This window comes from Streptomyces sp. NBC_00029, assembly GCF_045160505.1.
GTDB lineage: Bacteria > Actinomycetota > Actinomycetes > Streptomycetales > Streptomycetaceae > Streptomyces.
Genome location: NZ_CP108292.1, coordinates 1,113,143 through 1,135,241 on the forward strand (window position 1 = coordinate 1,113,143; position 22,099 = coordinate 1,135,241).

General features: G+C 74.2%; 22 protein-coding genes and 2 pseudogenes. 15 read left to right on the forward strand and 9 right to left on the reverse strand.

Features of this window, described 5'->3' with window-relative positions; all coding sequences use genetic code 11:
* Positions 1 to 120: 120 nt before the first annotated feature.
* The 3 genes from helR (at position 121) to OG753_RS05545 (ending at position 4,277) form a co-directional block, all read left to right on the forward strand.
* Complete coding sequence (gene helR / locus OG753_RS05535) at positions 121 to 2,268, forward strand: RNA polymerase recycling motor ATPase HelR (protein WP_405787390.1); 2,148 nt, start codon at positions 121 to 123, stop codon at positions 2,266 to 2,268.
* 210 nt (positions 2,269 to 2,478) lie between these two features.
* On the forward strand, positions 2,479 to 3,825 hold the full coding sequence (locus tag OG753_RS05540; protein WP_405787391.1) for a molybdopterin-dependent oxidoreductase: 1,347 nt from the start codon (positions 2,479 to 2,481) through the stop codon (positions 3,823 to 3,825).
* On the forward strand, positions 3,822 to 4,277 hold the full coding sequence (locus OG753_RS05545) for a hypothetical protein (RefSeq protein WP_405787393.1): 456 nt from the start codon (positions 3,822 to 3,824) through the stop codon (positions 4,275 to 4,277). Before OG753_RS05540 ends, OG753_RS05545 begins: the two co-directional genes overlap by 4 nt.
* On the opposite strand, the gene OG753_RS05550 is transcribed toward OG753_RS05545, so the two are convergent.
* Positions 4,230 to 5,708 (reverse strand): glycosyltransferase 87 family protein, encoded by a 1,479-nt coding sequence (locus OG753_RS05550; protein ID WP_405787395.1) that lies wholly within the window; start codon positions 5,706 to 5,708, stop codon positions 4,230 to 4,232. The genes OG753_RS05545 and OG753_RS05550 overlap by 48 nt on opposite strands.
* A 113-nt stretch (positions 5,709 to 5,821) precedes the next feature.
* On the opposite strand from OG753_RS05550, the gene OG753_RS05555 reads away from it, so the two are divergent.
* Positions 5,822 to 6,964: a molybdopterin-dependent oxidoreductase gene (locus tag OG753_RS05555; protein WP_405787396.1), complete on the forward strand. Its 1,143-nt coding sequence runs from the start codon at positions 5,822 to 5,824 to the stop codon at positions 6,962 to 6,964.
* Positions 6,964 to 7,389 (forward strand): hypothetical protein, encoded by a 426-nt coding sequence (locus OG753_RS05560; protein WP_327260666.1) that lies wholly within the window; start codon positions 6,964 to 6,966, stop codon positions 7,387 to 7,389. The genes OG753_RS05555 and OG753_RS05560 overlap by 1 nt, the downstream gene beginning before the upstream one ends.
* 77 nt (positions 7,390 to 7,466) lie before the next feature.
* Here the strand turns inward: OG753_RS05560 and OG753_RS05565 are convergent, their stop codons facing one another.
* From OG753_RS05565 to OG753_RS05575, 3 genes are read right to left on the reverse strand one after another with little or no spacing between them, the layout of a single operon-like run.
* Positions 7,467 to 8,123, reverse strand: a complete 657-nt coding sequence (locus tag OG753_RS05565; RefSeq protein WP_405787398.1) for a class I SAM-dependent methyltransferase — start codon at positions 8,121 to 8,123, stop codon at positions 7,467 to 7,469.
* A complete protein-coding gene (locus tag OG753_RS05570) occupies positions 8,120 to 8,740 on the reverse strand; it encodes a DUF2064 domain-containing protein (protein WP_405787399.1) in 621 nt (206 codons plus the stop codon). Before OG753_RS05570 ends, OG753_RS05565 begins: the two co-directional genes overlap by 4 nt.
* Positions 8,737 to 9,453, reverse strand: a complete 717-nt coding sequence (locus OG753_RS05575; RefSeq protein WP_327260669.1) for a glycosyltransferase family 2 protein — start codon at positions 9,451 to 9,453, stop codon at positions 8,737 to 8,739. Before OG753_RS05575 ends, OG753_RS05570 begins: the two co-directional genes overlap by 4 nt.
* Positions 9,454 to 9,576: 123 nt before the next feature.
* Between OG753_RS05575 and OG753_RS05580 the strand changes: the two genes are divergently transcribed.
* The 4 genes and pseudogenes from OG753_RS05580 (at position 9,577) to OG753_RS05595 (ending at position 12,512) form a co-directional block, all read left to right on the forward strand.
* Entirely contained in the window at positions 9,577 to 10,401 is an 825-nt protein-coding gene (locus OG753_RS05580) for a response regulator transcription factor (protein ID WP_327260670.1), read from the forward strand.
* Entirely contained in the window at positions 10,394 to 11,506 is a 1,113-nt protein-coding gene (locus OG753_RS05585; protein WP_327260671.1) for a HAMP domain-containing sensor histidine kinase, read from the forward strand. Before OG753_RS05580 ends, OG753_RS05585 begins: the two co-directional genes overlap by 8 nt.
* A gap of 186 nt (positions 11,507 to 11,692) precedes the next feature.
* Positions 11,693 to 11,791, forward strand: a pseudogene (locus tag OG753_RS05590) (NmrA family transcriptional regulator); the annotation flags it as partial.
* Between the two features lie 25 nt (positions 11,792 to 11,816).
* A complete protein-coding gene (locus OG753_RS05595) occupies positions 11,817 to 12,512 on the forward strand; it encodes an NmrA family transcriptional regulator (RefSeq protein ID WP_327267072.1) in 696 nt (231 codons plus the stop codon).
* On the opposite strand, the gene OG753_RS05600 is transcribed toward OG753_RS05595, so the two are convergent.
* Both OG753_RS05600 and OG753_RS05605 read right to left on the reverse strand, forming a co-directional pair.
* Positions 12,501 to 13,607 (reverse strand): NAD-dependent epimerase/dehydratase family protein, encoded by a 1,107-nt coding sequence (locus tag OG753_RS05600; RefSeq protein WP_327260672.1) that lies wholly within the window; start codon positions 13,605 to 13,607, stop codon positions 12,501 to 12,503. The genes OG753_RS05595 and OG753_RS05600 overlap by 12 nt on opposite strands.
* Before the next feature lie 79 nt (positions 13,608 to 13,686).
* A complete protein-coding gene (locus OG753_RS05605) occupies positions 13,687 to 15,075 on the reverse strand; it encodes a serine hydrolase domain-containing protein (protein ID WP_327260673.1) in 1,389 nt (462 codons plus the stop codon).
* Between the two features lie 257 nt (positions 15,076 to 15,332).
* Between OG753_RS05605 and OG753_RS05610 the strand changes: the two genes are divergently transcribed.
* Positions 15,333 to 15,617 (forward strand): DUF6400 family protein, encoded by a 285-nt coding sequence (locus OG753_RS05610; protein ID WP_327260674.1) that lies wholly within the window; start codon positions 15,333 to 15,335, stop codon positions 15,615 to 15,617.
* Positions 15,604 to 15,861: a hypothetical protein gene (locus OG753_RS05615; RefSeq protein ID WP_401280053.1), complete on the forward strand. Its 258-nt coding sequence runs from the start codon at positions 15,604 to 15,606 to the stop codon at positions 15,859 to 15,861. Before OG753_RS05610 ends, OG753_RS05615 begins: the two co-directional genes overlap by 14 nt.
* Positions 15,862 to 15,909: 48 nt before the next feature.
* On the opposite strand, the gene OG753_RS05620 is transcribed toward OG753_RS05615, so the two are convergent.
* From OG753_RS05620 to OG753_RS05630, 3 genes are all read right to left on the reverse strand, one after another.
* Positions 15,910 to 16,704 (reverse strand): 3-hydroxybutyrate dehydrogenase, encoded by a 795-nt coding sequence (locus tag OG753_RS05620; protein WP_405787402.1) that lies wholly within the window; start codon positions 16,702 to 16,704, stop codon positions 15,910 to 15,912.
* A gap of 328 nt (positions 16,705 to 17,032) precedes the next feature.
* A complete protein-coding gene (locus OG753_RS05625) occupies positions 17,033 to 17,731 on the reverse strand; it encodes an HAD family hydrolase (RefSeq protein ID WP_405787403.1) in 699 nt (232 codons plus the stop codon).
* A gap of 99 nt (positions 17,732 to 17,830) precedes the next feature.
* Positions 17,831 to 19,237 (reverse strand): Ig-like domain-containing protein, encoded by a 1,407-nt coding sequence (locus OG753_RS05630; RefSeq protein ID WP_405787405.1) that lies wholly within the window; start codon positions 19,235 to 19,237, stop codon positions 17,831 to 17,833.
* Between the two features lie 219 nt (positions 19,238 to 19,456).
* Between OG753_RS05630 and OG753_RS05635 the strand changes: the two genes are divergently transcribed.
* The 4 genes and pseudogenes from OG753_RS05635 to OG753_RS05650 all read left to right on the forward strand — a co-directional run bounded on the left by OG753_RS05635 (position 19,457) and on the right by OG753_RS05650 (position 22,049).
* Positions 19,457 to 19,963 carry a GNAT family N-acetyltransferase gene (locus OG753_RS05635; protein ID WP_405787407.1) on the forward strand — a complete coding sequence of 169 codons (507 nt, stop codon included), beginning with the start codon at positions 19,457 to 19,459 and terminating at the stop codon, positions 19,961 to 19,963.
* A gap of 129 nt (positions 19,964 to 20,092) precedes the next feature.
* Positions 20,093 to 21,073, forward strand: a pseudogene (locus OG753_RS05640) (NAD-dependent epimerase/dehydratase family protein); the annotation flags it as partial.
* 33 nt (positions 21,074 to 21,106) lie between these two features.
* Positions 21,107 to 21,355, forward strand: coding sequence for a CPCC family cysteine-rich protein (locus OG753_RS05645; RefSeq protein WP_405792552.1), 249 nt, complete (start codon positions 21,107 to 21,109; stop codon positions 21,353 to 21,355).
* 103 nt (positions 21,356 to 21,458) lie between these two features.
* Positions 21,459 to 22,049: an excalibur calcium-binding domain-containing protein gene (locus OG753_RS05650; RefSeq protein ID WP_405787408.1), complete on the forward strand. Its 591-nt coding sequence runs from the start codon at positions 21,459 to 21,461 to the stop codon at positions 22,047 to 22,049.
* Positions 22,050 to 22,099 lie beyond the last annotated feature (50 nt).

A 22,099-nucleotide genomic window follows, 5' to 3' on the forward strand; every position in this document is an offset into this window, starting at 1 on the left:
GAATCGCACCTCGAAGCCAGGACCTGCGAAAACGGGAGATCCACAGAGTGCGTGTGCTGTTGTCGGTCGATGGACTGTTCGAAGACCTCGCGGGTGCGACCGCAGATCGGAGCCGCTGACATGAACTCCCTGACCGCCAGTGCGTTCGACCTTCCCGGCCGCCTGTCCGCCAAGGCCGATCCGGCATTGATCGGCCGCGACGAGGAGCACTTCGCGGCTCTCGCGCAGAGCCTCGACCAGTCGGTCGCCGAACTGTCCGACCGTCTCACCGAGCTGCGCCGCGCCCCCGGCGGCCTGGGCCGGGAGGCGATGGACCGGGACGCCGAGATCCACCGGCTGACCGGTCGTCTGCGGGCGCTACGGCGCTTCGGACTGGACCTGTGCCTCGGGCGCATGGTCGGCGAGGACGACCCCGAACCCGTGTACGTCGGGCGGCTCGGCCTCACCGACGACGCCGGCAACCGGCTGCTGATCGACTGGCGTTCGCCCGCGGCCGAGCCCTTCTTCGCCGCGACGCACGCCGATCCGATGGGCCTGGCGAGCCGCCGCCGGTACCGCTGGACCCGCGGCCTGATCGGTGACTACTGGGACGAGGTGTTCACCGCGGACGGGTTCGTGGGGCACGCCGCTCTCGACGACCAGTCGGCCTTCATCGCCGGCCTGGGCAGCAGCAGGTCGCCGCGGATGCGTGACGTACTGGGCACCATCCAGTCCGATCAGGACGCCATCATCCGCGCGGGTTCGCGCGGTGCCCTCGTCGTCGACGGGGGTCCGGGCACCGGCAAGACCGTGGTGGCCCTGCACCGCACCGCCCATCTCCTCTACTCCGACCCCCGTCTCGGTCACCGCCGGGGCGGCGTGCTGTTCGTCGGTCCGCACCAGCCCTACCTGGCCTACGTGGCCGACGTCCTGCCCAGCCTCGGTGAGGAGGGCGTGCAGACCTGCACCGTGCGGGACCTCGTCGCCGAAGGGGCGGGGGCGGCGGCCGAGGCCGACCCGGAGGTGGCGCGCCTGAAGTCGTCCGCGGACATGGTGAAGGCGATCGAGAAGGCCGTGAGCATCTACGAGGAGCCGCCGACCCGGGCGATGACGGTCTCGACCCCCTGGTCCGACGTGCGGCTCGGCCCGGACGACTGGGCCGAGGCCTTCGAAGCCGCGGCCGGTACCCCGCACAACGAGGCGCGCGAGCAGATCTGGGAGGAGCTGCTGACGATCCTGCTCGACAAGTGCGACGACGAGGACCTCTCCCCCGACCTGCTGCGCAGGTCACTGCAGCACGACCAGGAGCTGGTCGCGACGCTCGACCGCGCCTGGCCGACGATCGATGCGTCCGACCTCGTCGGGGACCTGTGGTCGGTGCCGGCCTACCTGCGGATGTGCGCTCCCTGGCTCAGCGGCGAGGAGATCGCGAGGTTGCAGCGCGCGGACACCCGGGCCTGGACGGTGTCCGACCTGCCGCTCCTGGACGCGGCCCGGCAGCGGCTCGGCGACCCGCAGGCGGCACGACGGCTGCGGCGGCATCATGGCGCGGTCGCCGCCGAGCGCGAGCGCATGTCGGGCGTCATCGACGATCTGCTCGCGGCGGACGACGACGGTGAGGGCGCGGTGACGATGCTGCGCGGCAGGGACCTGCAGGACAGTCTGATCGACGAGAGCACGCTGCCGGGCGCCGACCCGGACCGGCTCGCCGGACCCTTCGCGCACATCGTCGTCGACGAGGCCCAGGAACTGTCCGACGCGGAGTGGCAGATGCTGCTGCTCCGCTGCCCGTCCCGGAGTTTCACCATCGTCGGGGACCGCGCCCAGGCCAGGCACGGGTTCACGGAGTCGTGGCGGGAACGGCTGGAGCGGATCGGGTTCGACCGGATCGGTGTGGCCTCGCTGAGCATCAACTACCGCACGCCCGAGGAGGTGATGGCGGAGGCCGAGCCAGCCATCAGGGAAGCGCTCCCGGACGCCAATGTGCCGACGTCCGTCCGCAGCAGCGGCGTCCCCGTCGTCCACGGCAGCGTTGCGGATCTGGACGCGATCGTCGGCACCTGGCTCGACGAGCATGCCGACGGGATCGCCTGTGTCATCGGCGCACCCGGCTTCCGGGCGACGTCCCGCGTCCGGTCGCTGACCCCCGGACTGTCCAAGGGGCTCGAATTCGACCTGGTCGTGCTCGTCGACCCGGATTCGTTCGGCGCGGGCGTCGAAGGCGCCGTCGACCGCTACGTGGCGATGACCCGGGCGACGCAGCAGCTCGTCATCCTCACCGGTTCCTGACGCAGGGCCGGGACGCGGCCCGGGAAACGGCGTCGGGGCGCGTCCGCCCTTCGGAGGCCGCCTCGGGAGGCCGCCTCGGACCGCGCCGATGGAGACTCCCCGGGCCGCCCTGGCGTGTCACGCGACGGGTCGCGGCTCGGGTGAGGCATGTTCTCTCCGGCGAGACATGTCCGATCAGCCCCATGTCTGCGACGGTGCGGAGGTGTCCCGATGGACGCGAGCGGTGGCCGTCGGGCCGGTCGTGAACGATTGCGGTCCGGGCCTCCACCGGGGCCGGCCCGGCCCGGGTTCTGGCGCAGCCCGATCCGCGGGCCGTGGCTGACCGCAGTGTTCGGACTGATCCTGCTCGTCGGTGTGACCGTGTTGTTCGTGACGGGGCTGCTGTCCTACGCCGCCTACAACCCGGACCTCGCAGCGGTCAACGACCAGACACCGGGCAAGGGGTGGCTCGGCTTCTACCTCTTCCCGTGGCCGACCTCGCCGTACTGGCTCTACCGGCTCACCCAGGGCGTGCACGTCGTCCTCGGGATCGTGCTCGTGCCCGTGCTCCTCGCCAAGCTCTGGTCCGTGATCCCCAAGCTGTTCGCGTGGCCGCCGGTCCGGTCGGTCGCCCACGGCATCGAGCGGCTGTCCCTGCTGCTCCTGGTCGGCGGGGCGGGCTTCGAGTTCGCCACCGGCATCCTCAACGTCCAGCTCCACTACATCTTCCCGGGCTCCTTCTACACCCTGCACTTCTACGGCGCCTGGGTGTTCATCGGCGCGTTCGTGGTGCACGTGGCCTTCCGGCTGCCGCGCGCGGTCCGCGCCGTGCGGGCCGGTTCCGCCGCCCAGCCCGCCCCCGGCTCCGAGGAGGCGGCCGGGCTGGTCTCGCCCCGCCCGGCCCAGCCGACCATCTCCCGCCGGGGAGCGGTCGCTCTGGTCGGCCTCGGGGCGTTGGCGCTGTTCGCGGTGACGGCCGGGCAGAGCGTGGGCGGCCGGTGGCGCCGGACCGCGGTGCTCGCCCCGCACAACGCGGACCCCGGGCCGGGCCCGAACGGCTTCCAGATCAACAAGACGGCCGGATCGGTCGGCATCCGCCCGAGCGACATCGGTCCGGCCTGGCGGCTGACCGTACGCGGCGCCGGGCGCCACGCCGTCCTCACCTACGAGGAACTGCTGGCCATGCCGCAGCACGAGGCGGCCCTGCCCATCGCCTGCGTGGAGGGCTGGTCGACCACCGACCAGCTGTGGAGCGGGGTACGGCTCATCGACCTCGCCGCCCTCGTCGGACCCGGCGGACCCGGCGCTCCCGGCGGACCCGGCCGGACCGGCGCGGCCGGCCGCGCTGTCCCCGACGTCGGCGTCCTGGTGGAATCCGTCCAGCGCGGTGGCTCGTTCCGCTCCGGCGCCCTGCGCGACAACCAGGTGCGCGACCACCGCGCCCTGCTCGCCGTACGCGTCAACGGCGCAGTGCTGTCGCCCGACCACGGCTACCCGGCCCGCGTCATCGTCCCCGGCGCGCCGGGCGTCCTCAACACCAAGTGGGTCACCCGCCTCACCTTCGGGGAGCTCGCGTGACCCGGTTCCGCCGCTGGTACGGGGCCTCGCCGCTGCATCTGCTCCTGCTGCTCGCCTCCTTCGCCCTGGCCTGCTACGCGGGCGTGCGCCTGCTGAAGGGCGACGCCCCGGGCGTGGCCCTGTGGTTCGTCGGCGCGGCGCTCCTGCACGACCTGGTCCTGCTGCCGCTCTACGCCGTGGCCGACCGGGCGGTGCAACGCCTCGCCCCCGGCGGCGGGCCGGCCGTCAACCACCTGCGCGTTCCGGCCTTCCTGTCGGGCCTGCTGCTCCTGGTCTGGTGGCCGCTGATCCTGCGCCGGGTCGGCCACTACACCGCGGCCACGGCCCTTCCGGCGGACGTGTTCCTCGGGCGCTGGCTGCTCATCACCGCGGGCCTGTTCATCGCTTCGGCGGCCGTCCTGCTGCTACGGATGTGGCACGGTTCCCGGCCGGCGCGCAGCGCCGCGAACTGACCGCGCGCCGCGTCGGCTCCGGACCGCCGCGGCCAGCAGGACCAGGAGGAGCGCGGCTCCGTACGCGATCGCACTCAGCGCCGACCGGTGGCCGAAGACCGGCGCGAGGAGGTAGACGGCCGCGCCCGCGAGAGCGGTGCCCAGCCATTCCCAGCGTCCGTCCAGGGCCACGAGGGCGATCAGGAGCAGGGCGTACCAGGAGTAGCCGGGGGTGAGGAGCACGAAGGCCCACCCGGTGACCAGCAGCGCTCCGCTCCACGGGCGTTGCGGGTCGCCGCGGCGCATCACGTGGACGGACACCCCCGCGATGACGACGAGGAGTACCGGGAGCGCCCAGCTGTCGGGCAGGACGAGGCGGAGCAGGGCGTAGCGGGACCCGGTGGAGGGGTCGTCGTAGCCCTCTTCGTCGACGTAGCCGCCGAGGTAGCCGAGGACCGAGTCGTGCGAGAGGAGGACGTAGGGAAGGTAGGCGAGCAGGGTGAAGGCGGCGGCGGGGACCAGCACGGCGGCCGCGTCGCGGACCCGGCGCACCCCGGACAGTGCGCCGGGCAGGACGACGGCGGGCATGAGTTTGGTGGCGACGGCGGCGCCCAGCACCAGGCCGCCGGCGGCCCGCCGGCCGATGCCCCGTGCCGCGACGAGTCCGAGGCCGGCCACGGCCAGCAGCACGCCCAGTACGTCCACGTGCGCGTTGTTCACGGCCTCGATCGGTACGGCGGGGCACCAGGCCCAGTAGGCGGCCGGGCGAAGGTTCCGGCCCCGCCGGCGCAGGATCAGCAGCAAAGCACCTGTCACACCGAGAGACAGGAGCCCTGCTCCGATCTGGAGCGGCTTGTGCCGGGCGCCCCCGGGGGACAGCCGGTCGACGGCGAGGAAGTACGCCTCGGCGACGGGCGGGTAGATGGTGTGCACGGCGGGCCGGTTGATCCGGGTGCAGTGCGGGACCGGGCCGCCACCCGGGATCGGAGCCCGGTCCGGGCCCTGGCAGGCGGCGCCCGTCGGGAAGAGCCAGGGGTCGCGCAGCCGGGCCGGTCCCGGGTCCTGCGGGGCGTGGTCGTAGGGGGAGATGCCGGCCGACTGGACCCGGCCGTCCCAGGCGTAGCGGTAGGAGTCGGTGCTGGTACGGGGCGGTGCCACCAGCCCGGTCGCGGTGACGGCGACCGCGCCCGCGAGGAGCAGCGGCACGACGCGGGCGGCCGGGACCCGGCGCAGCGCGAGCAGGGCGAGGGCGAACAGCGCCCAGCAGGCCGCGTACCGCCGGAACAGCCCGGCGGGGTCGGTGAAGTAGCCGTCGTGGCGGATGGTGAGGACGAGGGCGGTGGTGAGGGCGACGAGGGCCGCGGCGGCCCATGCGGTGCGGGCGGTGGGAGAGATGCGGCCCGTGGGGGTCGTGGGGGCGGTGGAGGTGGTGGGGGCGGTGCGCGGTTTCACCTCCGCAGCGTTCCAGCAGCGGGCCCCGAAGTGGGCTCCGCAGCCCCGCATGTCCGCATTCCGTAAGGTGTTCCACCCACCCGCCGGGGCGCCGCCGGGGGTGTCATGGGCCCATGCGCTTCACTCCGCCCTCCGGCCCTCCGATCACTTTCAGGGCGCGCCTGCACGACGCCCGTACCGCGACGGTCATCGGCCGCCTCCTCGGCCTCGCCGTCCTGGTCTGCTTCGCCACCGGTGTGCTCAGCCACTTCCTCCAGCACCCGCCCGCCTGGCTCGCCGACCGGCTGCCGAGCCGCCCGTACTGGGGCTACCGGCTCACCCAGGGCCTGCACGTGGCCGCAGGCACCGCCGCGGTCCCGCTGCTCCTGGCCAAGCTGTGGGCGGTCTACCCGCGGCTCTTCGCGTGGCCGCCCGTGCGGTCCGTACGGCACGCGCTGGAACGCCTCTCGGTGGCGGTGCTCGTCGCCGCCGGGACCTTCGAGCTGTTCACCGGGCTGCTGAACACCTTCCAGTGGTACCCCTGGCCGTTCTCCTTCGTACCGGTGCACTACGCGGTCGCCTGGCTCCTGCTCGGGGCGATGCTGTTGCACGTCGCCGTTCAATGGCCCGCGATCCGCGGCCACTTCACCCGCCGCTCCCCCGGCACCCTGGCCCTGCCCGAGGCCGACGGGCCGGACCGGCGGCAGCTGCTCGCGGCCGTCGCGGCCGGCGTCGGCGCGGTCACGCTGACCACCGTCGGCCAGTCCGTCACCGCGCTCGGTCCGCTGGAGCTGTTCGGTCCGCGCAGCCCGGCCCACGGACCTCAGGGACTGCCCGTGAACCGTACGGCCGCCGCGGCGCGCGTCACAGGGGCCGCACTGGCCGACTGGCGGCTGACGGTGACCGGGCCACGGCCGTACAGCCTCACGCTGGAGGAGCTGCGCGCGCTCCCGCAGCACGAGGTGACTCTGCCCCTCGCCTGTGTGGAGGGCTGGAGCAAGTCCGCGCGATGGACGGGCGTACGGGTACGGGACCTGCTGGAACGGGCAGGTGGGGGCCCGGGCGCGCGCTGCCGGGTGGTGTCGCTGGAAGTCGCGGGCGCGTACCGGGTGACGGAGATGGGCCGCGGATACGCGCAGGATCCGCTCAGCCTGCTGGCACTGCGGCTGAACGGCGAGGTGCTGTCCCTCGACCACGGGTACCCGGCGCGGATCATCGCCCCGAACCGGCCGGGAGTGCTGCAGACCAAGTGGGTCGGCCGGCTGGAGGTGGCGTGATGGCGTACCGGTACGTGTTCGGGGGCTCGGGCCTGGCCCTGATGGCGTTCGGCGGCCTCCTGCTGGTGCGGGAGCCCGAGCCGTGGCGAATCGCTCTGTGGCTCGCGGGCGGAGTCCTCGCGCACGACGGGCTGGTCGCCCCGCTGGTCTTCGCGGCCGGGGCGCTCTGCGCCGCGGCGGGCCTGCGTCTGCGCGGGGTCCCGCGCGCCGCGCTGATCATGGCGGGATCGCTGACGGTGATCGCCCTGCCGTCGCTCCTGCGCCCCGGCGGGGTGGCCAACGCGACGGTGCTGCCGTTGGACTATCCGCGGAACTGGCTGCTGGCGATGGGGGCCGTCGCCGTGCTCACGGCCGGATATGCCGGAACGCGCGCAGGCGTACGAGGGGTGGCGCGGCGGCGGGCGCAGGCCCGGCAGCGCCGATAGGGAGGGCCTGCAGCGCAGACGTGCGAAGGGGGAGTTGACGCCGATCCGACGTCAACTCCCCTCCTTTGCTGAGGCTTTCAGCGCCGCAGGCCCACGAAGCTGCGGCCCGCGGCCTGCCAGGTCTCCGGCCGCGTCCAGCCGGCGTCCGCGGCTGCGCCGCACAGGGCGCGGGTTCCGAGTCGGGCCCACCAGAAGGGCGCCCCGTGGCCGCCCCGGCCGTCGTCGACGTGCACCTCGACGCGTTCGTCGACGTCGGCGGTGGCCACCTCGACCAGCAGGGAGCCGCCCGGCGCGGCGAGTTGGGAGGCGCGGTGGAGCAGGGCGGCCGGGTCTCCCCCGATGCCGATGTTGCCGTCGATGAGCAGGACCGTCCCCCAGCGGCCCTCGCCGGGCAGTGGATCGAAGACCGACCGGCACAGCGCACTGCCCCCGGCCCGCGTCGTACGGGCCACCGCCTCGGGGGTGACGTCCACACCGAGTGCCCGGTGCCCGCGCGCGGCGAGGGTGGCGACGAGGCGACCGGGGCCGCAGCCGATGTCCAGGACCGGCCCGGTGCAGCGGGCCAGGACTCCTTCGTCGGCCTCGTCGGGCCCGGCGCACCACCGCTCCACGTCCAGCGGCAGCAGCCAGCCGTCCGAGCGCCGCAGGTAGAGGGGGCCCTGGCCGGCGCGCAGGGCATCGGCGTAGGGGTCGGCCCGCCAGGCGAGGGCGGGTTCGGTGAGCTGGGCGGTCATCGGGTCGCCGCGCTGAGGCCGCCGTGCAGGACGGCGAAGCGGGTTGCGGGTACCGCGGCGGCGACCTGTGCCGCGTCGGCCGGGGTGTCCACGTCGCAGAGCTCGGGCAGGTCCCGTACCGCGCGCCCGGAGGCGGTCAGCCGGGCGCGCTGCGCCTCGCCCGTGGTCGGCAGGGACATGGGGACGCCGAGGAGCAGGGCCGGGTCGGGCTCGGCCAGGCCGAGCGCCCAGAACCCGCCGTCGTCGGCGGGGCCGAACCAGGCGTCCGTCTCGCTGAAGTCGAGGCCGCGGGCGAGGAGCTCCGGGGTGACCTGGGGGGTGTCCATGCCGATGAGGAGGGCCGGTCCGCCGGCGCCGGCGAAGGCCGCGGCCAGCCGGGCGTCGAGCCCGCCCTCGCACTGCGGGACGACCTCGATGCCGTGGGGCAGCCACGGCCCGGGGGCTCCGTCGAGGACCAGGACGCGCCGCCGCGCCGGGGTGGCGAGTACGGCGGCCAGGGTGTCCTGGAGCGCCGCGCGGGCCAGGTCGGCGGCCTGCCCGGGGGTGAAGTGGGGAGTGAGCCGGGTTTTGACCCGGCCGGCGACCGGCGTCTTGGCGATGACCAGAAGGGTGCTCATGCGGCGATCCCCTCGGTGGGCGCGGGCCGGATGCCGGGCGGCTCGGCGAGCACCTTGCGCATGTCCCGTACGGCGTGCCAGGTGCCCCGCCAGGTGCCGGTGACCTTGGACTTCCCGGAGCGGGGCAGGTACGGGACGTCCGTCTCGGCGACCCGCCAGCCGGCGTCCGCGGCCCGTACGACCATCTGGAGCGGATAGCCGCTGCGCCGGTCGGTGAGGTCGAGGCCGAGCAGGGCCGCTCGGCGTGCGACCCGCATCGGGCCGAGGTCGTGCAGCCGCAGTCCGGTGCGGCGGCGCAGCATCCGCGCCAGGGCGATGTTCCCGGCGCGTGCGTGCACGGGCCAGGCGCCGCGCCCCTGCGGGCGGCGGCGGCCGAGCAGCAGGTCGGCCTCGCCCGCGGCGACGCGCACCGCCATGGGGGCGAGCAGTCCGGGGTCCATGGAGGCGTCGCAGTCGCAGAAGCAGACCAGGTCGGCGCGCGCCGCGAGGAGCCCGGCGTGGCAGGCGGCGCCGAAACCGCGCCGGCTCTCGTGCACGACGGTGGCGCCGAGGCTCCGGGCGATCTCCGCCGAGCCGTCGGTCGACCCGTTGTCGACGACGATGGCCCGCCATCCGGCCGGCACGCGCGCCAGTACCCAGGGAAGGGCTTCCGCCTCGTCGAGGCACGGCAGTACGAGGTCCGCGCGGAGCGGAGCACAAGCTGATGAAGTCACCCTCCACACCGTAGGAATCAGGACCGGGGAAAAGGGGCCCGCAGACCTTACGAAACGCGGACGCCGTCCCTCAGGAGGGGGTCCGCGCCCCGCATCGGGGCCGGCGGGTGACAGCCTGGGGTCATGGCAGTGAGCAAGGTGGAGCGTGTGAACGAGGAACCCGGCGCCGACGGGACCGGCCGAGACGGTGGCGTGCTGGGCAGCGTCCTGGTCGTGGACGACGATCCGACCGTCTCGGAGGTCGTGGCCGGATACCTGGAGCGGGCCGGTTTCACGGTGCGCCTGGCGGCGGACGGCCCGGCCGGTCTGCGCGCCGCCGAGGAGCACCGGCCCGATCTGATGGTCCTGGACCTCATGCTCCCCGGTATGGACGGGCTGGAGGTCTGCCGTCGGCTGCGCGCCGGGGAGGGCGGTGGCCGGCCCGTCCCGGTCATCATGCTCACCGCGCGCGGCGACGAGGACGACCGGATCCTGGGCCTTGAGGTGGGTGCGGACGACTACGTGACCAAGCCGTTCAGCCCGCGGGAGCTCGTCCTGAGGGTGCGGTCGGTCCTGCGCCGGGCGCAGGCGGGCGCCCCGGCAGGCGTCCCGGAGGGCGGTCCGCGCCTCGCGGTGGCGGGCCTGACCCTGGACCCGGCGGCCCGCCGCGTCCACAAGGGGGGCCGGGAGCTGGCGCTCACCCTGCGGGAGTTCGATCTCCTCGCCTACTTCCTGCGCCACCCCGGTCAGGTCTGCGACCGGGAGCGGCTGATGCGCGAGGTCTGGGGCTGGGACTTCGGCGATCTCTCGACGGTCACCGTGCACGTGCGGCGGCTCCGCGGAAAGATCGAGGACGATCCGGGCAGCCCGCAGCTGATCCAGACGGTCTGGGGCGCCGGTTACCGCTTCGAGGCGGAGCCGGACGACGGGGCCGCATCCGGTGCCGGGGCGGAGGACGGCCATGCGTGACCTGCTGCTGATCGCCCTGTACGCCCTCCTCGGGGCGGGCGCCGCCGGGCTGTTCGGGGCCGTGGCGCTGCGGATCCTGCGCCGGCGCAGCGTGGCGGTCTCCCTCGCCGTCGTCGCCGCGGTCGCCGTGTCGGCGATGCTCGCCGGAACTCTGACCGTGGCCTGGGCCATGTTCCTGTCCTCCCACGACCTGGCGGTCGTCACCACGGTCGTCGCGGTGGCCGCGGCCGTCTCGATGGCCACCGCGCTGCTGCTGGGCCGCCAGGTCGTACGGCGCTGCCGGGAACTCGTCGGCGCGGCCCGGGTCTTCGGGGAGGAGGGCACCTTCGTGACGCCGCCGGTACCCGCTCCCGCCGAGCTCACGGCACTGAGCCGGGAACTGGCCCTGACCGCCGAGCGGCTGGCCGCCTCCCGTGAACGCGAGCGGGCTCTGGAGGCCTCGCGGCGCGAGCTCGTGGCCTGGATCTCGCACGACCTGCGCACCCCGCTGGCCGGGCTGCGGGCCATGTCGGAGGCGCTGGAGGACGGGATGGCCGCCGATCCCGCGCGCTACCACCGGCAGATCCGCACCGAGGTCGACCGCCTCAATTCCATGGTCGGTGACCTCTTCGAACTCTCCCGCATCCACGCGGGCGCGCTGTCCCTCACCCTGACCCGGATGTCCCTCCACGACCTGGTGGGCGATGCTCTGGCCGGCACGGACGCGCTGGCCCGTGAGCACGGCGTACGGCTGGTCGGCGAGGGGGTCGCCTCGCTGCCGGTGGAGGTGGACGGCAAGGAGATGACCCGGGTCCTGTCCAACCTCCTGGTCAACGCCATCCGCCACACGCCGGCCGACGGTACGGTCGCGATCGCCGCCGAGCGCCGCGCGGACTCGGTGGTGCTCTCGGTCACCGACGCCTGCGGAGGGATCCCCGAGGAGGACCTTCCGCGCGTCTTCGACACCGGCTGGCGCGGGACGCCGTCCCGTACGCCGCCCTCGGGCGCGGGCCTGGGACTCGCGATCGTGCGGGGCATCGTCGAGGCCCACGCGGGCCACGCGCACGTCCGGAACGTCTCCGGCGGCTGCCGCTTCGAACTGACGCTGCCCGCGGCCGCGGCCTGAGGTCCCGAATCCCGCGAGATTTCCGCCCCTGTGTGGAAGGGTCCTGCCGTGGACACGTTCGAGCACGATGAGAAGGCATCGCCGGGCGGTCGCAGTTGTCTGCTGACCGTCGTCAGCCCGCGCAAGGACGAGGGCAACAGCCCGACGGGGATCGTCGGGCGCCGCCTTGCACGGCAGTTGCTCGCCATGGGCCTGCAGGTGCGGGTGCTGGCCGAGCCGGACCAGTGCGGTGACTGGCCGGACACCGTCGAGGTGGTGGAGGGGTCCTTCACCCGGCCGCTGGAGTGTGCCCGGGCCTTCGACGGTGTCGGTGCCGTGTTCCTCGCCGGCGCCCACCCGTCGACGGTCGGACGCCCTCGCTCTCGCCCGGGACGCCGGCGCCTCGAAGGTCGTCCTGCTGTCGTCCCACGGGCCGGAGTACGAGGAGGCGAATCCGCCGGAGACCTGGTTCTGGCTGGCGATCGAGAAGGCGGTGGAGGCCTCGGGCCTCGCCTGGACGCATATCAGGCCGTCGGCCGTGATGGGCGCCGTCATCGAGGGCACCTACCCGGCGACGGGGTCGGACTGGCCCGCCACCGTCCGGGCGGACGGGGTGGTCCGGGAGGCCCTTCTCGGAGAGGGGCACTACCCCTTCATCCACGAGGAGGACCTCGCCGCCGTGGCGGCCGCGGCCCTGACCGGTGACGACTACGCCGGGACGGTCGTCGAGGCGGTGGGCCCGCCACTGAGCACACGTGCCCGTGTAAGGAGCGTCGCCGCGGCCCTCGGCCGCGACATCGGCACGGTCGATCTGGCGCCGGACGCCGGCCGGGCGGTCTGGCGAGGTCTCGGCTGGCCCGAAGGCGCGATCGAGGTGACCTTGTACGCGCTGGCGGAGTACGGCGCCCGGTACCCCGAACTCCTCCGCTGGACCCTGGACCAGCGGCCGTCCGTGCAGGACATCATCGGCCGCCCCCCGCGCACCTACGACGACTGGGTGCGCGAGAACATCGGCTCATTCGGCTGACCCCGGCCAGCTGACCAGGATCCCCCCGCCGGGGCCCCCGGACCCGGCTCGCTCCGGCGGCGGCGTGCCCGTCGCGAGCTCGGCCATGCCCGTGGCGAAGGGGACCGTCGGGCGCCAGCCCAGCTCGCGCCGCAGGCGCGCAGAGTCCGCGGTGATGTGGCGCACGTCGCCGAGGCGGTACTCGCCGGTGACGACCGGGGCCGGTCCCCCGCAGGCGGCGGCCAGCGCCCCCGCCATGTCGCCGACGGTCCTCGGGTCACCGCTGCCGACGTTGTACGCGGTGAATCCCGCGGGCCCGGCGCCGGCGGCCGCGTCCGGCCCGGACAGCGCCTCCAGGGCCACCGCGTTGGCCCCGGCCACGTCCCGTACGTGGACGAAGTCCCGGCGCTGTCCGCCGTCCTCGAAGACGCGGGGCGCCTCGCCGCGCGCGAGCGAGGACAGGAACAGCGCGGCCACCCCCGCGTACGGGGTGTCGCGGGGCATCCCCGGCCCGTAGACGTTGTGGTAGCGCAGCGAGACGACGCGCCCGCCGGTCGCCCGGGCCCAGGAGGAGGCGAGGTGCTCCTGGGCGAGTTTGGTCGTGGCGTAGACGTTCCGCGGGTCCATCGGGGCGTCCTCCGAGACCAGCCCCGGCGCCGGTGCGGCGCCGCAGAGCGGGCAGCGTGGTTCGAACCGCCCGGCCCGCAGATCGTCCTCGTCGCGCGGGCCGGGCCGTACGGTGCCGTGGGCGGGGCACTCGTAGCGGCCCTCGCCGTAGACCACCATCGATCCGGCGAGCAGCAGCCTCGGCACCCCCGCCCGGGCCATCTCGGCCAGCAGTACGGCGGTGCCGAGGTCGTTGGCGGACACGTAGCCGGGCGCGTCCTCGAAGTCCTTCCCCAGGCCCACTCTGGCCGCCTGGTGACAGACCGCGTCCACGCCCGCGAGCGCGTGGGCCACGGCGTCCGCGTCGCGGATGTCGCGCCCACCCTGCCCGCCGCCGCCCCTGCCGTTCTCCGCCAGGTCGAAGACCATCGGCTCGTGCCCGCGGCCGATCAGCTCGGCGACGATGTGCGAGCCGATGAAGCCCGCGCCTCCAGTCACAAGTACACGCATGCCCCGACGCTATGCCGCACACGGCCCCGTGACGTGCTCGCCGGACCGCACGTCACGGATCCGTAAGAACAGCGCCTGATCACAGGAGGGGGCCCGACAGCGGCCCGGGGAGGGCCGGGAGGTTCGGGGGCAGTACGCGGGGGGCGGCCGGAGCCTCGGCCGCCGGGGCCTCGGCGGAGCGCTTCTTCGGGGCCGGGTCCGGGGTCCGGGGCGCGGTGGTGCCGCAGAGGGACTGGTCCCGGTAGTCCCGCATGGCGGCGTCGGCGGGGTGCGGGTCCAGGGCGGTGCCGCTCTCGTTGAGGCGCTGGTACTTCATCAGGTTGTACCCGATGGCGAACTGGCGGGTGCCGTCCGGGCTGGACAGGGTCCAGGTACCGGCGCCGAAGACGCCCCCGTCGTGCCCCCAGACCGGGCCGCACGGCGTGTCCAGGGAGTAGATGCCGAGGCCGTAGCGCATGCTCACGGCTCCCGTCTCGTCCTTGACATCGACGGTGGTGCGCATCTGGTCCAGCTGGCGGCGCGGCAGGAGGTCCCCGCGCAGCAGGGCGCGGTAGAAGGTGTTGAGGTCCTGCGTGGTGGAGACGAGGGCGCCGGCGGTGCCGGCCCAGGTCATGTTGTAGTCGCTGTAGTCGCGCGGCGGGTCGATGATGCCGTAGAAGCTCTCGTACATGCGGGCGTGCGCACCGCGGATGTACGGGTCGGCGCCGGGGAAGTAGGTGTCCCGCAGGCCCGCGCGCCGGATCACGTCCTGCGTGATCAGCCGCTCCGGGTCCTGGCCGGTGACCTTGCGGAGCACCTCGCCCAGCAGCACGTAGTTGGTGTTGGAGTAGGACCATTCGGTGCCGGGTTCGAACAGCTGCGGCCGGGCCACCCCGTAGCCGATCAGCTCGGCCGGCTTCACCGTGCGGTACCGGTGATCGTCCAGGCTCTCCGTGGTCCCCTTCAGGAGGGAGGGGAAGGCGTCGCCGACGTAGTCGTGGATCCCGCTGGTGTGGTTGAGGAGCATGCGTACGGTGACCTTGCGACCGCGCTCGCCGGGCAGCAGCTCGGGCACGTAGTCGCCGACCGGCCGGTCGAGGTCCACCCGGCCCTTGGCGGACTGCTGGAGGACGGCGACGGCGGTGAACGTCTTGGTGACGCTGCCGACGCGGTGGCGCAGGTCGGGGCGGACCTTGCGCCCGGTGGAGACGTCGGCGAGGCCGGAGGCGCCGTCGAAGCGCTCGCGGCCGTCACGGACCGCAGAGTAGATGCCATATACACCCGCCTCGTGGATCGCGTCCAGCCCCGCCTGCAGCCGGGTCCGGTCGAGGTGGCGGCCGGCGGCCGGGCCGTAGGCGGCCGGCGCCGCCTGGCTCGCGGCGCTCGCGGCCGGGGCGAGGCCCGCGAGCAGGGCTATGGCGACGGCGGTGACCGAGGCGGCACGACGCAGTCGCGGTACGGGGCGGTCGGCAGGACGGGTGTGGGGCACGGCGGCTCCTCGTCGGTGGCCCGGTGGGGCCCGGCGATCTTGGTCACTTAGATTCTTCGTCCCCGACCCGGGGTGCGGCCTCGTCCGCCAGGACGAACCGGGCATCAACCTGCAGACGGAGAAGCACCTTGACGGACCATTACATTTGTCACGCCGCCGGGCCCCGCCGGACCGCCGCGCCGGCCCCCGAACAGCGGGCTGTGACTCCGCCCACCCTCCCTTGACCGGAGAAGGAAGGCCTACCTAACTTCGATGTCATGGCCCCCCACGACCCCACCCCTCCCTCCGACGCCTCCGGTGCTCCCGACGCGTCCGAGCTGGTCGATTTCCCCGTCGACCTCACCTCGCAGGAGGTGCTCCGGCGCGCCCAGGTGATGGCGGCCCTCGGCCCGGACTGGGATCCGGTGGAGGTGCTGCTCGGCGAGGAGGCCGCGTACGACCTGCTGTACTCCGGGCTCGACGCCGGACAGCAGCGCGTCTACGACGACCTGGTCGCCGCCGGTGTGCTGCCCGCACGCGGAGACGGCAGTGCTGCCGCTTGACCCGCAGGCCGACCCCGGGCGCCGCGCCTGGGTGGCCTGCCCGAAGTGCGAGGACGCACGCGGCTGCGACCCCTGCGAGCAGCGGCGCAGCTGCTCCACGCACTGGCGCTACCTCCTCACGAACACCGGCAGCCTGCTCCACCTCCAGTGCCCCGGATGCACCCACGTCTGGGTGCACGAGAGCGGCTTCGGAGCCACCCGCTCCCTGTGGGACCGCGTGACGGGCGCCCTGCCCGGCTTCTGAGCGGCGCGGTGCAGGCCGGCCGCCGGGCTTGCGGCGGCCAGGTGGCGGTCAGGCGGCGGTCCAGCCGCCGTCCAGGGGGATGGACGCGCCCGTGACGTACCCGGTGTGCGGACCGCAGAGCCACAGGACGGCGGCGGCGACCTCCTCCGGCTCGATCAGCCGCTTGACCGCGGAACGGCTCAGCAGCACGTCCGACACCACCTGGCCGGCGTCGATGCCGTGGGCGGCCGCCTGCGCCTCGATCTGCCGCTCCACCAGCGGTGTGCGGACGTATCCGGGGTTCACGCAGTTGCTGGTGACACCGTGCGGGGCGCCCTCGACGGCGGCGACCTTGCTCAGCCCTTCCAGGGCGTGCTTCGCGGTCACGTAGCCGGCCTTGAAGGCGCTGGCGCGCAGCCCGTGCACGCTGGAGATGTTCACGATCCGGCCCCAGCCCCGGGCGCTCATGTACGGCATGGCCCGGCGGATGAGGAGGAACGGCGCGTGGACCATCACGCGCTGCATGAGTGCGAAGCGGTCCGGCGGGAACTCGGCCAGGGGTGCGACGTGCTGGATCCCCGCGTTGTTGACCAGGATGTCGAGCTCGGCGGGCAGCTCCTCGATGGCCCCGGCCCGGGCCAGGTCCACCACGTGCGCCCGCCCGCCGATCGACTCGGCTGCGGACCTCGCCGCGGCTCCGTCCACGTCCACCACGTGTACGTGGGCCCCGGCCGCGGCGAGCGCCGAGGCGCAGGCCCGTCCGATGCCGCTTCCGGCACCGGTCACCATGGCGGTGCGGCCCGCCAGGTCGATACCCGCGGCGGCTGCTGTCCCGTGGGGCACGGGAGGGAATCCGCTTGTCATGCCCAGAATCATCCGGGACTCGGGCGGGCGGCTCCCATGTGCACGGCCGCCACAGTCGGGCCGGGCGGTGTGTCGGCCACCGCCACGCAGGCCGCTGCGCACTCCTGCCTGGGCACTGTCTGGCGACACCGCGCGCAGTGAGGACAGGACGGGCAGGGGGGAGTCCCCGAACGGCAACCGGTACCGGCCGTCCGCACCCGGGGCCAGGATGCCGCGCGGGTCGAACCCGGCAGCGTGGCCCACCGCGCCCGGCTCCGGGACGGGGCGGGAGCCAGAGCGGGGCGGGGCGGGGCGGGAGACGGAGCCGGGGCGGGACCTGAGGGCCGGCCTACGAGGGGCCGAGCAGGTCCAGGAGCGGCGCCAGTCCCCCGGGCCGCTCGTCGACCGGGAGGTGGTCGACGAAGTGCACCGGGCAGCCGAGCTCCCGGGCGCCGCCGTCGGCGCGCCGGTCGTCCCCCACCATGAGCACGTCGGCGGGGGCCAGGCCGAGCCGGTCGCAGGCGGCCCGGAAGATCGCCGGATCGGGCTTCTGGGTGCCCAGCTCGAAGGAGAGCACGTAGGCGTCGACCAGCTCGTCGAGCCCGTGCGTGCGGAAGATCGGCCGCAGGTCCCATCCGATGTTGCTGACCACGGCCACCGGGAGTCCCCGCCGCCGCAGTTCGCGCAGGGTCGGCCCGGTGTCCGGGTAGGGGCGCCAGGCGGCAGGGGTCATGTGACGGTCGTAGAGCACCTTCGCCAGCTCCGGGTCCGTGACACCGGCCGCGTGGGTCAGGCCTCCGTAGGCGGCCCGGTGCTCCTGCGCGCTGATGTCCCGCGTGCCCCACACGGTTTCGAGGTGCGCGGGCACCTGCCGGGGCGAGGGCCCGCCCGGCAGTGCGCCGTACTCGGTCAGCCGCCGTACCGTCTCGCCGAACTCCTCCTCGGCCATCGCGATGCCGGTCTCCACGAGGGCGGCACGGAGCCACTCCTCGGTCGACTCGACGCGCAGCAGCGTGCCGGAGAAGTCGAACATCACTCCTTTGATCATGTGGTGATCGTAGGCCGAGCCGCCGCCGACCGGGAACGGGTTCCACGGTCGGGCATGCGGGCATGCGGGCATGCGGGCATGCGGGCCGGACAGTCGGGGTCAGGTGGTCGGGTGCAGCCTGGACGGGGTGGCCTGTGAGCTCTGCGGGCTCCCGTCGATGGAGGCCAGGGCGCTGCCTGCCAGCCAGGTCCGCCAGTCCACGTTCCAGTCGCCGAAGCCGTTGTCGAAGGGAGCCATCTTCTCTCCCCCGCTGTTGACCACCTCCACGATGTCGCCCTCGCGGACCGTCTCGAAGAACCAGGCGGCGTTCTCGGTGCTCATGCCCGTGCAGCCGTGGCTGACGTTCTCCTCGCCCTGTGCCTCGACCGACCAGGGCGCCGCGTGGATGTACTCGCCGCTCCAGGTCACCCGGGTCGCGAAGGAGACGGGCAGGTCGTAGAACTCGCTGGTGCCGCGCTTGATGCCGACGGTGTCGCCGCGCATCCGCACCTTGGGCTCCTTGCGCAGCACGACCTTGATGCCGCTGCGCGTCCTGAAGCCCGCCTTGCCGGTGGTGACCGGGATCGTCCTGATGACCCGTCCGTTGCGGCGTACGGTCATCCGGTGGGTGGCGGAGTCGGTGACGGCCTCGATCCGGTCCGCGATGGTGAACTGCACCTCGTCGGAGGGGCCGCCGTAGTCGTGGTCACCGACCTCGACGCCGTCGAGGCCGCTGCGGACCCGGACCACGGTGTGGGCGGGCCAGTACGTACGCGGCCGGTAGTGCAGGGTCGATTCGTCGACCCAGTGCCACGCGCCCTCGACCCGGGGCTCCGAGGTCACCTCGAGCGCCTGCTCCAGCCGGGCGCGGGCCGGGAGGTCGTCGGCGGGCACCGGGCGGCTGAGGCCGGCCGTCACGATCTCGCCCGCGCCGTAGGTGCCCGGGCCCGGCCCGAACTCGACGGTCAGCCTGCCCCCGTCCGCGGGCGGCGCGGTCCGGAACGCCATGGTCACGCCGACCGGGGTGCCGGCCGCGTCCTGCGCGCCGACCTGCACGGTGTAGGTCTCCCCCGCCCGCAGCGGCTCGCTGTTGCGCCAGCGCTCACTGTGTGGGGCGAGTTCACCGGCCAGATGGCGGCCGTGCCCGTCGCGCACGGTGACGTCCGTGAGGCGGCCCGGCTGCGCGAGGGCGATCTGCAGCGGCCCCCCGGAGTCCGTGGGGAGCACCTCGGTCCGGGCCGCCTGCGCCGTGTCGCCGAGGGAGGGATCCTTCAGTACGGAGCCCACACCGCGCGCGGTGGCCCGTACCCGCTGCTCCTGCCAGCCGCTGCACAGCCCGGGCCGGAACATGCGCACCGTGCACGGCCCCTCGCCGGACTCGCGGCCCTCGTCCAGCACCCTGCCGACCAGCAGGGTGACCGCGGCCTCGCGCGGCGCACCCGCGAGGGCCACCTCCGAGGTGTCCGCATCGGGCGCCCGGCCCGGCGCTGCGGCGACGACCAGCATGGCCCCCGTCACCGCAGCCACGGCGCCCCACGCCTTGGTCGGTTGTCTCCGTCGCATTCGTGGCATAGCCGTATCAAACCGATGTGGCGCCAAAATGATGATCATGACCTCGGCGCTGCGCCCGAACGGGCACCCAAGTGAACTCGGACGGAGCACAGTACGCGTCCCCCGGCGAGCGGAGAACGAACGTGTGCCCGATACTCGGGTGCCTTCCGGCCCACCGCCCGCGACAATGCCGCCATGACCATCCGCACGGCACGGCTGGAAGAACTGCCCCTCCTCCAGGACATCGAGAGGGCCGCCGGGCGCTGCTTCCGGGACATCGGCATGCCGGAGATCGCCGACGACGAGCCGCTGACCATCGACGAGCTCGCCCCCTACCGACAGGCGGGGCTGGCCTGGGTCTCGGTCGACGCGGCGGACGCTCCGGGCGCCTACCTGATCGCCGAGTACGTCGAGGGCAACCTGCACGTCGAGCAGGTCTCCGTCCATCCGGACCGTGCGCGCCGCGGCCTCGGCCGGGGGCTGCTGGAGCACCTGGCGGCGTTCGCGCGGCACGAGGGCGTGCCCGCCCTGACCCTCACCACCTTCACCGAAGTCCCGTGGAACGCCCCGTACTACGCGCGCTGCGGCTTCCGGCTGCTGGAGGACGCCGGCCTCCCGCCCGGTCTGCGGGACATCCGCGACCGCGAGGCGGCGCACGGTCTGGACCGGTGGCCCCGCGCCTGCATGCGACGGGACCTGTGACCGGGCGGCCCCAGCCGAACCGGCACCCGCACCCGCAGCCGGACCCGCACCCGCACCCGCCCGTACCGCTTTCTCCGCCCAGCGCGAACCGGGATCGCGGCCGTGCCCGCGGTGTGCTGAGGTGGCCGAATGGATCTTCTTGTACTGGGCGGGACCGCCTGGCTGGGGCGTGAAATCACACGGCAGGCACTGGAGCGCGGTCACGACGTGACCTGTCTGGCGCGCGGCGAGAGCGGTGAAGTCGCCCCCGGTGCGCGGCTGGTGGCGGCGGACCGGAACGAGGAGTCCGCCTACGCGGAGCTCCTCGGCCGCGACTGGGACGCGGTGATCGAGGTGTCCTGGCAGCCGGCCTTCGTCCGCGGCGCGCTCGCGGCCCTGGCCGGGCGGGCCCGGCACTGGACCTACGTCTCGTCCATCAGCGCCTATGCCGACCACGGCACGGTCGGCGCCGACGAGTCGGCCGCGCTGCTGGCGCCGGCCGAGGGGCAGTACGTGGGGCGGGAGGAGTACGGAGAGGCCAAGGTCGCCTGCGAGGAGGCATCGCGCGCCGCGGTGGGCGACCGGCTCGTCATCGCCCGGGCCGGCCTGATCGGCGGGCCGGGCGACGCCAGCGGGCGGACGGGTTACTGGGTGGCGCGCTTCGCCCGCGAGGCGGACCAGCCCGTCCTCCTCCCCCGGTCACCCCGCCTGCCGACCCAGGCCGTCGACGTGCGCGACCTGGCGGCCTGGCTGCTGGACCTGGCGCAGGAAGGCACCACCGGGACCTTCGACGCCGTCGGGCCCGTCGTCCCCCTCGACAGCTGGGTCGGCCTGTCGGCACGCGTGGCCGGCTACACCGGACCGGTGGAGGTGGCGGACCCGCAGTGGCTCCTCGACCAGGGGGTCGGGCCGTTCATGGGCCCGGAGTCGATGGCCATGTGGATGCCGGACCCGAAGTGGGCGGGCTTCTGCGCCCGCAGCGGAGCCGCGGCGCACGCGGCCGGGCTGCGCGACCGCCCGCGGGTGGAGATGCTGGAGGACCTCCTGCGGTGGGAACGCGCCGAAGGCCTGGAGCGCCCCCGCCGGGCCGGCCTGAGCACCGCCCGCGAGCGCGAGCTGCTCACCGCACTCGCCGACGCACCGGCCACGGGCCCGTTCCCCTGCATCGTCTGCGGGAACCTGACCGTCGGAGTGCAGGGGCACCACGAGATCTGCCCCGTCTGCGGCTGGCAGGACGACGGCGGGGACCACCGGGACCCCGATCACCTCACGGGCGGCCCCAACCACGTCACACTGCTCGAGGCCCGGCGGAACTACCAGGACTTCGGCGCGAGCGAGCGGCGGCGGGCCGGCCGGTGCCGGCCGCCGCTGCCCGCGGAGCTCCCGCCCCCGGACGGGACCGCGGCGCCCTGATACGCGATGGCGGTGGCTGGATTTCCGTATTCCCCATGGCTGGATTCGACTGGTGCGCTTAACTGGGCGCCCGCTCCTCTTCCATGTCCATGGCAGGAGATCCTTGTATCCGAACCCGCACCCGCCGCAGCCGCACCCCTTCACACCCACCGGACCCGCTGGGCCGCGCTGGCCGTCGGCGCTGGCCATCCCGGTCGTCGTGATCGCCACGCTCCTGCTTCCGCCGCTCGGCGCCGCGCTGGCCTTTCTCGCCCGCTGGGGCAGGACGGGCAGGATCGTGACGGTCGCGCTCGCCTCGGTCTGGTTCGTCGTCCTGGTGGCCGCCAACTCCGACCCGAAGCCCCGGCCGGCGGCAGCGCAGCCGCAGCCCGCGCCGACCGTCACCGTCACCGTGACGGCCACCGCCCCCGCACCGGCCGCCGCCGCGCCGACCCCGAGCCCGTCCGCCACCACCCCGGCTCCGGCGCCGTCGCCCACGCCCACACCCGCCGCGCAGCCGGAGCCCGCCCCCGCACCGGAGCCCGGCGCCAAGAGCGAGGAGCCCGAAAACTCCTCGTCGTCGGGCGGCGGCGGCAGCGTCAGCTACACGAACTGCACGGCGGTCCGGGACGCCGGAGCGAACCCGATCCGCCGCGGAGATCCGGGCTACGGCCGCCACCTCGACCGCGACGGTGACGGCGTCGGCTGCGAGTAGCCGGCTCCGCACACGGCCCGCGGCCGGCCGGCCCCTTCCCGGTCGGCCGC

Coding starts and splice junctions, on each gene's coding strand:
- helR (WP_405787390.1), top strand. CDS start 121: ATGAACTCCCTGACCGCCAGTGCGTTCGACCTTCCCGGCCGCCTGTCC.
- OG753_RS05540 (WP_405787391.1), top strand. CDS start 2,479: ATGGACGCGAGCGGTGGCCGTCGGGCCGGTCGTGAACGATTGCGGTCC.
- OG753_RS05555 (WP_405787396.1), top strand. CDS start 5,822: ATGCGCTTCACTCCGCCCTCCGGCCCTCCGATCACTTTCAGGGCGCGC.
- OG753_RS05560 (WP_327260666.1), top strand. CDS start 6,964: ATGGCGTACCGGTACGTGTTCGGGGGCTCGGGCCTGGCCCTGATGGCG.
- OG753_RS05565 (WP_405787398.1), bottom strand. CDS start 8,123: ATGACCGCCCAGCTCACCGAACCCGCCCTCGCCTGGCGGGCCGACCCC.
- OG753_RS05570 (WP_405787399.1), bottom strand. CDS start 8,740: ATGAGCACCCTTCTGGTCATCGCCAAGACGCCGGTCGCCGGCCGGGTC.
- OG753_RS05580 (WP_327260670.1), top strand. CDS start 9,577: ATGGCAGTGAGCAAGGTGGAGCGTGTGAACGAGGAACCCGGCGCCGAC.
- OG753_RS05585 (WP_327260671.1), top strand. CDS start 10,394: ATGCGTGACCTGCTGCTGATCGCCCTGTACGCCCTCCTCGGGGCGGGC.
- OG753_RS05600 (WP_327260672.1), bottom strand. CDS start 13,607: ATGCGTGTACTTGTGACTGGAGGCGCGGGCTTCATCGGCTCGCACATC.
- OG753_RS05610 (WP_327260674.1), top strand. CDS start 15,333: ATGGCCCCCCACGACCCCACCCCTCCCTCCGACGCCTCCGGTGCTCCC.
- OG753_RS05620 (WP_405787402.1), bottom strand. CDS start 16,704: ATGACAAGCGGATTCCCTCCCGTGCCCCACGGGACAGCAGCCGCCGCG.
- OG753_RS05625 (WP_405787403.1), bottom strand. CDS start 17,731: ATGATCAAAGGAGTGATGTTCGACTTCTCCGGCACGCTGCTGCGCGTC.
- OG753_RS05635 (WP_405787407.1), top strand. CDS start 19,457: ATGACCATCCGCACGGCACGGCTGGAAGAACTGCCCCTCCTCCAGGAC.